At 55.7% G+C, this 15,681-nt stretch carries 9 protein-coding genes; 6 read left to right on the forward strand and 3 right to left on the reverse strand.

The annotated features are described in order from the left end of the window. The first annotated feature begins 389 nt into the window (after positions 1-389). A complete protein-coding gene (locus MED193_RS06140; RefSeq protein WP_009808804.1) occupies positions 390-2,138 on the forward strand; it encodes a sugar phosphorylase in 1,749 nt (582 codons plus the stop codon). Here MED193_RS06140 and MED193_RS06145 read toward each other — a convergent pair. Together MED193_RS06145 and MED193_RS06150 are read right to left on the reverse strand one after the other, a co-directional pair. After that, a complete protein-coding gene (locus MED193_RS06145; RefSeq protein ID WP_009808805.1) occupies positions 2,135-3,355 on the reverse strand; it encodes a glycosyl transferase in 1,221 nt (406 codons plus the stop codon). The two genes, MED193_RS06140 and MED193_RS06145, sit on opposite strands and share 4 nt — an antisense overlap. A 16-nt stretch (positions 3,356-3,371) precedes the next feature. After that, positions 3,372-4,142 carry a mannosyl-3-phosphoglycerate phosphatase gene (locus tag MED193_RS06150; RefSeq protein ID WP_254655435.1) on the reverse strand — a complete coding sequence of 257 codons (771 nt, stop codon included), beginning with the start codon at positions 4,140-4,142 and terminating at the stop codon, positions 3,372-3,374. Positions 4,143-4,640: 498 nt separating this feature from the next. On the opposite strand from MED193_RS06150, the gene MED193_RS06155 reads away from it, so the two are divergent. Next, complete coding sequence (locus MED193_RS06155) at positions 4,641-7,430, forward strand: bifunctional aconitate hydratase 2/2-methylisocitrate dehydratase (RefSeq protein ID WP_009808807.1); 2,790 nt, start codon at positions 4,641-4,643, stop codon at positions 7,428-7,430. 225 nt (positions 7,431-7,655) lie between these two features. Here MED193_RS06155 and MED193_RS22265 read toward each other — a convergent pair whose 3' ends face one another. Beyond that, positions 7,656-10,241, reverse strand: coding sequence for a PAS domain-containing protein (locus MED193_RS22265; RefSeq protein WP_009808808.1), 2,586 nt, complete (start codon positions 10,239-10,241; stop codon positions 7,656-7,658). Between the two features lie 570 nt (positions 10,242-10,811). Between MED193_RS22265 and MED193_RS06165 the strand changes: the two genes are divergently transcribed. Genes MED193_RS06165 through MED193_RS06180 form a run of 4 tightly spaced genes read left to right on the forward strand, consistent with a single transcriptional unit; the run spans position 10,812 to position 15,541 of the window. Continuing rightward, positions 10,812-12,338, forward strand: a complete 1,527-nt coding sequence (locus MED193_RS06165; RefSeq protein ID WP_039965966.1) for an ABC transporter substrate-binding protein — start codon at positions 10,812-10,814, stop codon at positions 12,336-12,338. A gap of 1 nt (position 12,339) precedes the next feature. Next, positions 12,340-13,296, forward strand: coding sequence for an ABC transporter permease (locus MED193_RS06170; protein ID WP_009808811.1), 957 nt, complete (start codon positions 12,340-12,342; stop codon positions 13,294-13,296). Continuing rightward, complete coding sequence (locus MED193_RS06175; protein WP_009808812.1) at positions 13,296-14,132, forward strand: ABC transporter permease; 837 nt, start codon at positions 13,296-13,298, stop codon at positions 14,130-14,132. Before MED193_RS06170 ends, MED193_RS06175 begins: the two co-directional genes overlap by 1 nt. After that, on the forward strand, positions 14,129-15,541 hold the full coding sequence (locus tag MED193_RS06180; protein ID WP_039965967.1) for an ABC transporter ATP-binding protein: 1,413 nt from the start codon (positions 14,129-14,131) through the stop codon (positions 15,539-15,541). Before MED193_RS06175 ends, MED193_RS06180 begins: the two co-directional genes overlap by 4 nt. Positions 15,542-15,681: the final 140 nt, after the last annotated feature.

Genomic DNA, 15,681 nt, shown 5'->3' on the forward strand with positions numbered 1-15,681 from the left:
CGTCCCAAAGACCAAAGCGCCACGCCCTGCGAAACCCGCAGCGCGAACTATACAGTTTGCAAACGCTAGCTGTGGTTCTTAGGGACTGGCCCTGTGTTGGCGCCACCAGGCAGGACTTTGAGCCACCATCACTCGCAGGGCGGTCGTCCTAGGCTGGCTCCGGGACCAGCAACGTGATCCGCGCCAGACCTTATCCCATGCCACCTGCGGCGCGAAGGGATGCGTAAACAAGCGGCATTGTTGCAAAACAAACGCCTCAATTTCAGAAAGATCCACAGTTGTCGCAAAAGTAGATGGCCTGAATCGGTGATAGACCTGCATGATCGCAAAAAGCGGGGAAGCAACGGTTAAGACCAACACCCTGACCAAGATATGTGAGTTTACGTTCCATGAAAGAGCACGCAGGTTCGATTGGCCCAAAACTATCGGGTTTTCTCAAGCAGATATACCCTGAGCTCGACGGTGACATTCTGTCCAGCATGGTCATCGAAGCCTTCTGGCCCGAAGGGACTGTCAGGCGCAAACGAGGGCGGGTTCCCGGCAATACCCTTTGGACGCAAAAAGACGCGCTACTGATCACCTATGGAAACTCAATCATCGACGGAGCCCATAAACCGTTGGATTTGCTTTCGGATTTTTTGGAAACCTATCTGGAGGGCACGCTCAATGCAGTGCATATATTGCCCTTCTTTCCCTATACTTCCGACGATGGGTTTGCCGTATCCGATTTTCGCGCGGTCAATCCGCAACTCGGGGATTGGCCAGACATCAACCGCATTGCCAGTGAATTCATGCTGATGTCGGATCTGGTTCTAAACCACGTGTCGAGCCAGGGAAGCTGGTTCAATGCCTATCGCCAGGGCCAAGCCCCTTACGACAAATTTTTCTTTGAGGCCTCGCCCGAGGATGATCTGCGTGACGTGGTGCGCCCCCGCACAACCCCGCTGTTGCAAGAGGTCGATACAAGCATGGGCCCGCGCCATGTCTGGTGCACCTTTAGCCATGACCAGATTGACCTGGATTTTCGCAATCCAGAAGTCTTGCTAGAATTTCTGCGCATCATCCGTCTGCATGTGGACAATGGAGTTCAAATCATTCGCCTCGATGCAGTCGCGTTTTTATGGAAAGAGGCCGGCACCCCATCTATCCATCTGCCGCAAACACATGCGGTGATCAAACTCATGCGGCTGCTATGTGATTTTGCCACGGAGAAGGTGATCCTGCTGACGGAAACCAATGTGCCAAAGGCCGAAAACCTAAGCTACTTTGGCAAGGGTGACGAAGCGCATGCGATCTACAACTTTCCCCTTCCGCCGCTCATTCTACACGCCATGATGTCTGGAAACGCAGAGTTCTTGCGGCGCTGGCAGCGTGCCATGCCCCCTGCCCCTATGGGATGTGCCTATTTGAACTTCACCGCGAGCCATGATGGCATTGGCATGCGCCCCGCAGAAGGGTTGTTGCCAGAACACGAAAAGCAACGGGTGATTGATACGGTCACAGATCTGGGCGGTTTGGTGTCCATGCGCACACTGCCCGATGGCAGCGAAAGCCCCTATGAGTTGAATACGACTTTCTACGACGCGATGTCTCGGACCTTCAAAGGGACCGATAGCTATCATCATGCGCGCTTCATCTGCTCGCAGACGATCGTCATGTCGCTGGAAGGCATACCGGCGTTCTACATTCACGCAATGCTTGCCACGCCAAACGATCATGATGGCGTCGAATACCGCGGCATGAACCGCGCAATCAACCGCCACCGTTGGGATTACCCGGTTTTGCGCGACCGTCTGGCTGACCCCAGCACAGACCAGGCCCGCGTCATGTCCGACCTGTCTATGCGCTTGCAAATCCGCAAGAAACAGGCAGCCTTTCACCCCAACGCGACGCAGTTCACGGTCAATATGGGGGATGACCGTATATTTGGTATCTGGCGCCAAAGCCTCGATCGTGGCCAGTCGATTTTTGCTTTGCACAATGTCTCGGACGCCGCCGTTAAGGTCTCAGCAGCAGATCTCAATCTGATTGAGGATCAGGTTTGGACCGACCTCCTGAGCGATACCGTCATTGACACCACCGCCCCTGAGATCACTGTCGCCCCCTATCAGTGCCTGTGGATCACCAACCGCAACTAGACATACTCCGCCTCATCCGCAGCAGCTGCAGCGTGGAGTTTAGACAGGAAGTCTGGGTCAGCAGAATGGACCCGGTTCCAGGTGGGAATGAAGGGGGTTTCGTGTGGGTTGTCCAAAAAGAACTGCCCCGCGCGCATAATGTTCTCGGCAAACAGCTCGATTGCGCGCTCTTCTTTGTGACGATCAATGCTAAGGCCATTCATCTTCGCATCGCTGTAATAGGCTTCGAGCACGTCCAAAGCGCTGCGATAATAGGTTGCTTTGAGGGTGCGAAACACATTGGGGGTGAACACGGTACCGTCTGCAGCAAGTTTGCGGAAAATTGCCTTGCAAATATCCGTGGACATCCGATTGAGCCCTGAGTTGGCATCCTCTTCCCCCATGTCCTGATGCTTGTGATCATATTGATCAGCGATCTCCACTTGGCAGACTGCTTGCGATGCCAGGTTGCGCCAGGCTTCGGACAGAATGCCGATCTCCAGCCCCCAGTCTGATGGAATGCGCAGGTCCGGCAGGATCGAGGTCCGCATGGCAAACTCACCGGACAAGGGGTAGCGGAAACTGCGCAGATAGTCGATGTAATCGCGGTCTCCAACCACCTTTTTAAGCGCAATTAGCAGCGGGCTCACCAAGAGCCGGGACACACGACCATTCAGGCGATCTTGTCCAACACGGGCGTAGTAACCTTTTGCAAGCTGATAGGGAAAACTCACGTTCGCAACCGGATACACCAGACGCGCCAGCAGTTCGTTTGTATAGGTCAGGATATCACAGTCATGAATGGCCATGACTGCGCTGTCTTGGCATGAAATCAGATAGCCCATCGCGGTCCAGACATTTTTGCCCTTCCCCGGCTCAGAGGGAGCCAATCCCATTTCAACAAGCTTGCTGCCCAACTCAAGCATTCTGGGGCTGTCGTTCCAAATCACGATATGGTTCTGGTTCAACCCTTTAAAGAACGCCTTCGCGTGACGGTATTGAGCCTCATCAGCGCGGTCTAACCCGATGATGATACGATGCAGATAGGGAACCTTTGCCAGTTCGTCCAAAATTTTTGGCATCGCGTCTGTTTCCAGTTCAGAATACAGACAGGGCAAAACAAGAGAAATATTGCGGTTCGCTGCAAAGCTTTCCAACTCATAGGTCAGTTCGTCAACCGAGCGTGTTCGCAGATTGTGAAGGGTTGTGATGTTTCCGTTTTGATGGAAGTCCGCCATAGTTTTTCACCCTCTATCACAAGTTTAATCGCGTCAGCTGCGCCAGGATTGCAGCGTTCCACCCCTCGGGGCCGGACAGTGTCGTGCGTATGATCCTGCCTGCACTTTCACCCTTCAACTCAGGTAACGGCGCACGATGTGGATTAGCAATAATGATACCAAGATCAGCTTTCTCCAGCATTTCGACATCGTTGGGCGCATCGCCCAGGGCAATGGTATGGCGGGGCGCATAGTTGCGCATGAGATCTGCCATTTGATCCGCCTTGGTTGCCCCCAATGAGAGGGTCATAAACCGGCCACCATCGCGGGCAAAAATGCGCAGTTTTGCCAATTCTGCAAGGAAATCTTCTTTTTCCTCCAGCGTTCCTGACCAGATCACCGGCTCTGAGAAGGCGCGCTGCTTGGCAAGGCGCGCATCAGAGTGTGAGAGCCCGGTCGCCTCAGAGACCTGCGCCTCATTCATATCCCCAAACCCCAAGAACCGCGCCCTGAGTGGTGCTGAAATATTAGACAAACCGGCGCGCAATTGGGCATAATCGGAACAATCGGAGGGAGCTTCTGCATAGGCTTCAAGCAGACCGGCACCATTTTCAAGAATCGCGGGCCAGTGCTGCAAGCCCATTTCGGCGCGCAGGCTTGCTATCTCAGCCCCGGTTTTGCTGCTTGCCATCACAACTCCCGCACCGATATCTGCAAGGCGCCTGAGGGCCGGAGCTGCCTGCTTCCATTGGTAATCACTATGGGACAGCAGTGTCCCATCAAGATCGGTAAATACGAGCAAAGGCATTTTGAATGTCATAGAGGTAATTTAGCGAGCAATCGAAGAAAGGTTCAACAGTGAGCGAGCCCGGCGAAAACCTCGTTAGCCAACTGTGATCGGATGTCAGCTGCCTCGATCAACCGAAGTGTCGGCAGTGAACCCCATGGGATTTCCGGCCCGCCTGCTGCTTCCTCTGGTTCAAAACCCACCACAGGGAGGGCTTCAATGACACAAAAGTGCCGCAGGTTCTTGTGCGAAGCACTCCTTGCCAGCCTCGCAGAACCGTGTTTAGTCCTGCGGTAACTTTGATGGTTTAATTTGCGCCGTGACAACGGGGCTGCCCCAGCGCAGTCTTAAAATTATTCACAAACGAGAGCAGTCAAAACATCAAACGGCTTGGTGGGCATATTGCATATCGGCCCCACGAAGTATACAATCGCATACAACCAGCTTGTTCCGACTCGCCAGACCTTTCTGACACCCGTCGTTCAAGCTCACGTGCAACACTCTATCGGCGGGAAAACCATGACCTTGTACACTGACTACCTAGCAGAGATTGAAACGCGCAAAGAACAGGGCCTGCACCCCAAGCCCATCGACGGGGCTGACCTGGTTGCAGAGCTCATCGCGCAGATCAAGGATGTAGGCAACGCAAACCGCGAGGCCTCGCTCGACTTCTTCATTTATAACACCATCCCCGGCACCACCAGCGCCGCAGGGGTCAAGGCGCAGTTCCTGAAAGAGATCATTCTGGGTCAGGAAGAGGTTGCGGAAATCACCCCGACCTTTGCCTTTGAACTGCTGTCTCACATGAAGGGCGGCCCCTCGGTTGAGGTTCTGCTCGATCTGGCACTTGGTGACGACGCAGCGATTGCAGCCCAGGCAGCTGAAGTCCTAAAAACTCAGGTCTTCCTCTATGAGGCCGATACCGACCGTCTGGCCGCTGCCCTGGCTGCAGGCAATGCCGTGGCCAAGGACATCCTTGAGAGCTACGCAAAGGCTGAATTCTTCACCAAGCTTCCCGAGGTGGAAGAAGAAATCAAGGTTGTGACCTATATCGCCGGTGTGGGCGATATTTCGACCGACCTGCTGAGCCCTGGTGCAGAAGCGCATTCGCGCGCGGACCGCGAGCTGCACGGCAAATGCATGATGACCCCCGAAGCCCAGGCAGAAATTCAGGAGTTGCAAAAACAGCACCCCGATGCACGCGTGATGCTGATTGCCGAAAAAGGCACCATGGGTGTTGGCTCCAGCCGGATGTCCGGCGTCAACAACGTGGCGCTCTGGACTGGTAAAAAGGCCTCTCCCTATGTGCCCTTCATCAACATCGCCCCTGTTGTGGCTGGGACCAATGGCATTTCGCCCATCTTCTTGACCACCGTAGGCGTGACCGGCGGCATCGGCATTGATCTGGACAACTGGGTCAAGAAGCTGGACGCGGATGGCAACGTGGTTGAGGACGAAGAGGGCGAAGCCGTTCTGGAAGAAGCCTATTCGGTCGCCACTGGCACCGTGCTGACCATCAATTCCAAAACCAAGACGCTGCATGATGCGACAGGCAAAGAGCTGAAAAGCGTCGCAGCGGCCTTCACTCCGCAGAAAATTGAATTCATGAAGGCAGGCGGCTCCTACGCCGTGGTCTTCGGCAAGAAGCTGCAGACATTTGCCGCCGAAGCCCTGGGACAGGAGCTGAAATCGGCCTACGCCCCTTCCAAGGAGATCACCGCCGAGGGCCAGGGCCTGACCGCCGTTGAAAAAATCTTTAACCGCAATGCCCTGGGCACCACCCCTGGCGCCACCCTGCACGCTGGGTCTGATGTCCGCGTCAAGGTTAACGTGGTTGGCTCGCAGGATACCACTGGCCCCATGACGGCGCAGGAATTGGAAGCCATGGCGGCGACCGTGATTTCACCTTCAGTGGACGTTGGCTATCAGTCCGGCTGCCATACTGCATCTGTGTGGGATAAAAAGGCGCAGGCCAATATTCCCAAGCTGATGAAATTCATGAATGATTTCGGCCTGATCACAGCGCGTGACCCCAAGGACGAATATCACGCGATGACCGACGTGATCCATAAGGTGCTGAACGACATCACCGTGGATGACTGGGACGTCATCATCGGTGGCGACAGCCACACCCGCATGTCCAAGGGCGTGGCCTTTGGCGCCGACTCCGGTACCGTTGCTTTGGCGCTGGCCACCGGTGAGGCCTCGATGCCGATCCCGGAGAGCGTTAAGGTGACCTTTAAGGGCAAGATGGCCGAGCATCTCGACTTCCGGGATGTGGTCCATGCTACCCAGGCACAGATGCTGGATCAACATGACGAGAACGTCTTCCAAGGGCGTATCATCGAAGTCCACATCGGCACCCTGTTGGCAGACCAGGCCTTTACCTTCACCGACTGGACAGCCGAGATGAAGGCCAAGGCCTCGATCTGTATCTCTAATGATGAAACCCTGATTGGTTCTTTGGAGCTGGCCAAGGGTCGCATCCAGATCATGATCGACAAGGGCATGGACAATGCAGCTAAGCTCTTGCAGGGTCTCATCGAAAAGGCAGATGCACGTATCGCTGATATCAAATCAGGTGCGAAGCCGGCCCTGACCCCAGACGACAACGCCAAATATTTTGCAGAGGTTGTCGTTGATCTTGGGGCCATTGATGAGCCGATGATCGCTGACCCGGATGTGAACAACGATGATGTCTCCAAGCGCTATACCCACGACACCATCCGCCCCATCACCTACTACGGTGGTGACAAGCATGTTGATTTGGGCTTTGTTGGCTCCTGCATGGTGCACAAGGGCGACATGAAGATCGTGGCGCAGATGCTCAAGAACCTTGAAAAGGCGATGGGCAAGGTGGAGTTCAACGCGCCGCTGGTGGTCGCTGCCCCAACCTATAACATCATCGACGAACTGAAGGAGGAAGGCGACTGGGAGATCCTGCAGCGCTATTCCGGCTTCACCTTTGACGATATGTTCCCCAAAACCCAGGCCCGGACCGAGTATGAGAACATTCTCTATCTAGAACGCCCCGGCTGCAACCTCTGCATGGGTAACCAGGAAAAGGCCGCAAAAGGCGATACCGTTCTGGCGACCTCGACCCGTCTGTTTCAAGGCCGCGTCGTGGGTGACACCGCTGAGAAGAAGGGTGAATCGCTGCTGGCCTCGACCCCAGTTGTTGTGCTCTCCGCCATTCTGGGCCGCACGCCCACGATGGAGGAATACAAAACCGCAGTAGAAGGCATCGACCTCACCAAGTTTGCCCCCCCTCTGACGGTTCCAGCAGGGACCAAATCAGCACATTTCTAAGAGCTGAAAAAGCAATCCAATACTTGGCAGGGGCGTGATGGCAACATTGCGCCCCTTGCCTATTTCATGTGCTGTTCTGTTTCGCTCAGCCCCGTGTTTCTCCGGGTGAGGCTTCTCACCGGTTTTTGACGTCTCGAGGCCTCAGGCCGGAGCTAAGTCGCCGCCAGACCCACCCAAATAGGCGATCAGACGCCGGTTAGACACGGCCATAGCTGCAGGACAGGTTCAGGTGGGCCTGTCACGGAGATTGGCAGTGGCTTTGTCCAGCGCGGCCAACAAATCGGCCCGGCGAACCGGCTTCATCAGGCGGATATCCTCTGGTCGCAGACCATTGCCATGTACGGTCGCCTCGCTGGCATAGCCCGACATAAAAATAACCGGTAGATCCGTCCACCTAAGGCGCAGTTCCTTGGCAAGGGTCGTGCCCTGCAACTTTCCTGGCATAACGATATCTGTCAGCAACAGATCATAAGTGGGATCTGCAACGAAGGTGGCAAAGGCCTCATCTCCCGAGGCCGTGGCGGTCACCAAGTAGCCTGCCCGTTCCAAGATGGTCACAAGGGTGTCGCGCACACCTTCTTCATCCTCAGCCAGCAAAAGTCGACGACCCGCCGTCGCCTCGGCAACCTTAATGGATTGCACCTTTGTCGGTGTGTCTGGCTGATCCTTAGCAGCAGGGAAATACAGTTTGAACGTCGTGCCCTCGCCAATTTCGGAATAGACCTGCACGGTGCCACCGGATTGACGCATAAATCCGAGCGTCATCGACAAGCCGAGCCCCGATCCAACGCCTGGAGGTTTGGTGGTAAAAAAAGGTTCAAAAATCGAAGCCAGCAGTTCTTTCTCAATTCCAGGACCGGTGTCACTGATCGCCAGCATGACATAGCGCCCAGGAGCAAGCTCTTCCTCTCGACTGTCAATGTAGTCGTCGTCGATCCGCACATTGGCGGTCTCAATCGTCAGGTTTCCTTTGCCATTCATCGCATCACGGGCATTGAGGGTCAGGTTAAGCAACGCGCTTTCCAGAGAGGTCCGGTCAGCATCAATCGCCCAAAGTCCGGCAAGAAGGGAGGTCTCGACCTGTACGCTTTCTGGCAAAGCGCGACCCATCCAATTCTTGGCCTCCCGCACCACATCATTGAGGTTGAGTTTTACCGGTTCAAGTGGCGCCTTGCGCGCGAAGGCAAGCATGTTCTTGGTCAGATCGGCCCCGCGCAACGCCGCAGCAATGGCCGCATCAATCAGCTGAACTTGTTTTGCTGGCTCTTCATCGTCACGCAACAGTTCCAGATTGCCCAGCACAACCGCCAGCAGGTTGTTGAAATCATGGGCCACACCACCGGTCAGCTGGCCAATGCTCTCGAACTTTTGTGCCCGGCGGGCGATCTCGCGTTCTTGCTGCATCTGGTTTTGCACTTCAACCTGTCCGGTCGCATCCAGCTGCACCGCTCTCAACAATACCTCGCCATCTGTCCCCTTGGAAAAGCTGCAATGGAAATCCAACCAGCGGTTTGATCCATCTCGCGAAGTAATCCGGTAACGATGCGAAAAGGGTTTGCCCTCTGCACCCTTTGTTTCAATCAGCCCCATGAAATGGTCGATGTCCTCGGGATCATGCATTTCGAACAAGATCTCAGGCCTGTCATAAATTTCGTGGTCCGAAACCCCCCAGATCTCTTTGCATTTTGGGCTGACATACAAAGGCTTCGGGCGCTTGATATCCGTCATGTCAATTTCCATGATCACGCCCGGAATTTCTTCAGCAATCATCGCCAAACGCTCTTGCGAGGCCCTGTTTTGCCTCTCTGCTTCGCGAATGTCAGTAAGGTCCATATGCACGCCAGTTACACGGGTTGGAACCTCGCCATTCTTTGAATCCGAGACCCAGGCGGCGCGAATAAAGCACACCGATCCATCCGGTCTGAGCGCCCGAAACTCGCCCCGACCAAACCGTTGCTCACCTCTCCAAACCCGGTCCACCTCGGACAATATCTCAGGTTGGTCTTCGGGCAGGACAAGTTTATCCCACCCAGAGACTGGAATGAAACCATGTTTGCCCCCCTCTTCAGAGGCACCAGTGTTATCAAGCCCATAGATTGCGAGCATGCCTTCATCAAAGAATGGCCTAGGATCGCCCTTCTCCCGTCTGAACCGCCCCATTCCCGACATCCCCATTGCCAGTTCAAAGCTTTCAGACAATTCATTTGCACCGTTTACTTTATCTGCAAGGCGCGCAGCAAAATTGAGAATTTTCCATGTGACAACAATGGAGAGCGTCCCATTACCACCGAAAATCAAAGTCATCTTTACGGCCTGGAACAACGAGGACGACGTGGGAGAGACATATAGATTGTTCAACAGTGGCGGGATGAACAACAGGCAATAGCCAATCCAAATCGTGAGCAAGGCCCGGCGCGAAATCTGCGGCCAAGCCCGTCCCCCCTTCAGATAACTCGTTGCCAGACCAAGGGACGGAATCGCGAGCAACATATAAAGGGTCACAGCAGGCATTGGATCGCTACTCAGGACCCGGAACATAACCGCACAAAGCCCGGCAATAAAAGCTCCGACCGGTCCTCCAAGGTAGCCTGCCAACAACAACGGTCCGGTCACAGCATTCATCGAAATCCGTTGTGGCCCGACCTCTATCGAAATCATGCTCAACGAGATCACGGTCACCCCGAGGCACAGGCCGATCAGAGCTTTCTGTCGTTGCTCCTTGCCGTTGAGATAATCGTTGGTCAGCGCGACGTAGACCAGAACACCCGCCAGAGAAAGGGAAATTAGGCTTTGCAGAATAAAGGCAAACATTTGGCATCCACTTTGGCGGGCAGCAGCCCAATTACAGGAAGAGTAGAGCACCCAATACAGACCTACTGTCAACGTTTTGCTCAATTTGGGTTCGCACAAAGGCCCTTGGAGAATTCTAAGCTCCTCCCACAAAAAAAACTAAATTCAAAAAGCTAAATGCTCTTAATGGACACTGGGGTTGGCGCGCCTTGGCCAGGCTCCGGCTTCGCCTTTCGTGAACCACTGGTCGTTCTGGGGGCCGTCCTTTTCGAAAGAAAAGATTTCAACGCACTCTCCCAAGGGTAACCTATTAAAATTTTGGCGGAAGTTGCGCGATCAAAGGCAGCCGCTCAATGACCAGCGCAGGCGTTTATTGCCCAATCCAAACATATGGAAAGCGGGCCAAACCTCAGGTTACTTGTGTACCCCTTTAGAGTCTGGGATGCGCTTTACCCCCTCGGGTTACTGCCTGCGTTTGCGCAGAATGTCCGATCTTAGGCCTGTTGTCCGCTCTAGTACTTTTAGAATGTTATGACATAACATTTCATGCTACCTATCGCCGAATCTTGTGCTCATTTTCGGAGATAAAAAATGTTCAGATCCCTAAGCCTCGCCGCAGCCATTGCGCTCGCAGCTGCTGCGAGTCCCGTTTTAGCGGAGACCAGATCAAGCGTTACAATCGCCTCCCCATGGGAAGTGGCGAGCTATGACCCTGCTGTAGCGGGTTTCACCATCCAAAAACTGCAGATCATGGAAAACCTGGTTGATGCGGATGCAACCGGGGCGCTGCGCCCGGGCCTGGCCACGCAATGGGCCGCATCCGAGGATGGGCTGACATGGGAGTTCACCCTGCGCCAAGGTGTGCGCTTTCACGATGGATCCGCCTTTGATGCCGATGCGGCGGTTCTTGCTCTGACCCGTGCCTGGGGGCAGCCCGGCGTTCTGCAAAAGGCGCCGATCACCCAAATCACCGCAAAAGAGGGCAAAGTGGTAGTGACGCTTGACGCCCCCTTCACCGCCCTGCCCGCATTTTTGGCCCATGCAACCACAATCATACCCGCGCCTGCTGCATTCGACGCAGAAGGTAAGCCAGTGGCGTTGATTGGCACCGGAGCATTTGCAGTGTCTGCCTTCACCCCCCCGCAAAGTATCTCGCTGATGCGCAATGACGCCTATTGGGGTGAAAAAGCCAAGCTGGAAACCGCTACCTATTTGGCGGCGGGACGTGCCGAAACCCGGGCTTTGCTCGCTGAAAGCGGCGATGCTGATATCGTCTTTACCCTTGACGCCGCCGGATACTCGCATTTGAGCCACGTCGAGACCGTTGAGACCTCTGCAGTTCCGATCCCGCGGGTTGTCGCCCTCAAGGTCAATGCCGCTCACCCATTTTTCAACGACCCAAAGGCGCGTCAAGCCCTAAGCCTTGCCATTCCGCGGGATGGGATCGCACGCGCGATCACCCGGTTCCCAGAGGCCGCAGCGGATCAGCTTTTCCCGCCCGCACTAAACCGGTGGCATTCCGCAAAAATCGAACCTCTTCAGACAGACATTGAAGCTGCCAAGGCCCTGCTGGCGGACCTAGGCTGGGTGCCCGGTGACGACGGAGTTCTGACCCGCGATGGTGAACGCTTTGCCATCACCCTGCGGACCTTCCCCGATCGCCCAGAATTGCCGCTGATCGCTGCAGCCCTACAGGATCAATGGCGTGACATCGGCATCGAGCTGGAAGTCAGCGTAGCAAGCTATTCTGAAATTCCCGCAGGCCACCAAGATGGCTCGCTACATGTGGCGCTTTACGCGCGGAACTATGGGCTGACGCCCGATCCGATTGGGTCTGTCCTGCAGGACTTTGGTCCGGGTGGCGGCGATTGGGGCGCCATGGGTTGGGAAAACCAAAAGGTCGTGGATGCCTTGAAGGTTATTGCATCCACCTCTGACCAGGAACTACGCCAGGCAAACATCGCCACCGTAGCAAACCTGCTGCAGCAGGAGCTGCCGGTGATCCCTGTGGTTTGGTATCAACATACTGTTTCGATTGATAAAAACCTTGAAGGTGTGGTTATTGACCCGCTGCAGCGTAGCTACGGCCTGAGCGAAATGTATTGGGCCAAAGACTAGAATGGCTCACTATTTTAAGTCAGTGCTTACAGTCCTCGCTGCGCGAGGGCTGCAAGCCATTATTGTATCGGTCATCGTCGGCATCGTCAGTTTTGCAATGATGCAGGCCTTGCCCGGTGATGCCGCCTTTCGCATTGCCGCTGGTCGCTATGGCTATGATATGATGGATGCCGCCGCCGCCGAAGCTGTTCGTCTGGAATTGGGTCTGGATGCGCCCTGGTTTGTGCAGCTTTGGGGATGGCTTGGCCAATTGGCCCAATTTGATTTGGGCAATTCACTGGTCTATGGCACGCCTGTTGTCGACGAAATCGCCACCCAACTTGGCTATTCGCTTTTGCTGGCAGGCGGCGCAGTGGCTGCCTCACTGATGATCGCCCTGCCAGTGGGGATCGCGACAGGGCTGAACCCAAACAGCCTTTTGGACCGGATCTGCATGGGGCTCTCCATATTCTTGCGCGCAGTGCCCGCATTTGCACTGGGGGTCGTCTTGGTTTTGATCTTTGCGGTGCAGCTCAAACTCTTTCCTGTTGCTGGGTTTCGCGGCATTGAAAACCTGATCTTACCCTCCTTTACCCTTGGAATTGGGCTCGCCGCAGTGTCCAACCGAGTGGTGCGCGATGCAGTTGTTGACGCCATGAATTCAGATTGGCAGCTGTTCGCACGCACCAAAGGTCTGAGTGCGCGTCTAACCCTGACACGCCACGTTTTGCGCAACGCCGCATTGCCGGTTGTGACCTATGTGGGTGTCCAGCTGGCCTATCTGATCGAGGGCGTTGTGATCGTTGAAACCGTTTTTGCTTGGCCCGGAATTGGCCACGCACTTGTCCACGCGATTTTTGGGCGCGACATCGCCATGGTACAGGGCACAGCCCTAACGCTGGGCTTGCTCTATGTGGCCTTGAACCTCTGCGTTGATCTGGCCTGCCGCGGCATCGACCCACGAGAAAGGGCTTTGTAATGCAACAGACAAACGCAATCCAGTCGCCCCATGCGCAGACAAGACTGCCAAAACAACCCATCGCAAAAGTGCTGGGGTTTGGGCTCGTAACTGGCTTGGCCATCGCGGCTATTGGCGGGCCAGATTTAATCGGAGTGGACCCCGCCAAGCAATCCCTGTTGGCCACGCTTAGCCCTCCAAGCCTCACACATCCGCTTGGCACAGATCATCTTGGTCGCGATATGGCTGCCCGGCTGTTGTCAGGAGCGCAGCTGTCTTTGTCGCTGGCCTTGTTGTCCGTCCTGACTGCTGGCTTGCCAGGCACTATCTTAGGCGTCACATCCGCCTGGTTTGGCGGTTGGACAGATCGTCTCCTAGGGGCTTTTGCCGACGCGGTTCTCGCGATGCCGGGCCTGCTGCTGGTGCTGATGCTTGCAGCGATCGCGCCAGGTTCATGGTGGGCGCTTTATGCCGGTATTTCGTTGACCCTTTGGGTCGAATACTTCCGCTATACCCGTCAACGGGCTCGGATCATTCTGGCAGACCCCTCGGTTGAGGCCTCTCGCCTGTTGGGCCTTGGTCCCTGGCTTTTGGTACGTCGTCACCTGATCCCTGAGATCGGGCCGGGCCTTTTGACCATTGCCGCCTTTGGCGCGGCCACTGCTGTAACTGCGGTTGCAGCACTGGGCTTTGTCAACGTCGGTGTTCGGCCCCCAACTGCCGAGTGGGGCGTTATGATGACCGAACTCCTGCCCTATTGGCGAGAGGCGCCGTTTTTGATCCTGCAGCCGGTTGCCTGCCTGGTCATTACCGTTCTTGCCCTACATCTATCCGTCGGAGGCCTGCGCCGCTCATGAATACTTCAATCCAAGTGAAAGCCCTTTCAGTCTTTGCGGGAAAAGAATGCCTTTTGGGACCCGTGAGCTTTCAAGTGGCCCCTGGAGGAACACTTGTTATCATGGGTGAAACCGGCGCAGGCAAAAGCCTTATTGCACAGGCTATTCTTGGCACCTTACCAGCAGCTTTGCGAGCAGAGGGAGACATCTATATCAACGGCAATCGCGTTGATCAGCTGCCCCAAGTCGAGCGCGCCAAGCTTTGGGGGCGTGACATTGCAACGCTGCCTCAGGAGCCCTGGCGCGCGCTAGATCCACTGATGCGATCCTTCGGGCAAGTCCAGGAAGCCCATCGCTTTGTGGCCAGGCGCTCCCCGGACGAAGCACATCAAGCCACCCAAAGCGCGTTTCAGACGCTGAGCCTGACCGGGGCCGAACAGCGCCTTCCTGGAGCGCTTTCGGGAGGCATGGCGCAACGGGTTGCCTTTGCCGCCGCCACCGCAGCAAAGGCACCGATCCTTCTGGCCGATGAACCAACAAAGGGACTTGACGCCGAACGCCATAGCAAAGTGATCGATCTATTGGCTGAGGTTCCCCAGGCAGGCGGCACTTTGCTAGCCATCACCCATGAAGCCACTGTTGCTCGTCGTCTTGGCGGTGTGATGCTGGTGCTGCGAGAGGGCACTTTGGTGGAGCAAGGGCCGACCGCCAAGGTCCTGAATGCCCCGACCGATAGCTACACCCAGTCATTGTTAGACGCCGACCCGCAGAATTGGCCTGTCAGTGCACCTGCTTCCCTGGGTGAAACGGTCCTAACGGTCAAAAATCTTGCTGTTGCCCGCGGCAATAGGAAATTGTTCCAAGAGTTTAACCTCGAGCTGCGCGAGGGTGAAAAACTTGCGCTCACAGGCCCCAGCGGGATCGGGAAGACCACGCTCCTGGATGCTTTGGCCGGGCTATTGAAACCGCAATCCGGTACAGTTCTGCGGGATCCTTCGCTGTCACGCCACGGGATCCAAAAGCTCTATCAGGACCCGCCCGCGGCCTTTCCAGACCGTATTTCCCTGTCGCGCACACTAAAAGACGTTGCAAGGCTGCACAGAACGGATTGGAACGAAGTCCTGCACCATCTGGAACAGCTTGGCATTTCCCCTGCTTTGCTGAATCGGCGACCAGACGAAGTATCCGGTGGGGAGCTGCAACGGATTTCCATTGCGCGCGCCTTAACCGTAAAGCCAAAGATACTTCTGGCCGACGAACCCACCTCGCGCCTTGACCCGATCACCCAACGTGAGACCCTGGCCATGCTCGCAGGCATCGCTGCAAAAACGCGGATCTCCATTGTTCTTGTGACCCATGATCAAAATATTGCCCAGAAATGGGCCGATAGAACGATCTCATTGGTGGCAGCGCCCGCGAGCACAGAGTGAACCGGAAACCTCTGCTCTCACCCCCCTCCGGCAGGCGCATAGCCTGTCGGGGGCAATTTGAAGCGCACTCAAACGCCCCCCCCACCCCTAACAGACCTGCGGCAGCGCTCTGGGCAAAGCTTTCCGCTGATACTTTATTG

Source organism: Roseobacter sp. MED193 (assembly GCF_000152965.1).
Lineage (GTDB): Bacteria > Pseudomonadota > Alphaproteobacteria > Rhodobacterales > Rhodobacteraceae > Pseudophaeobacter.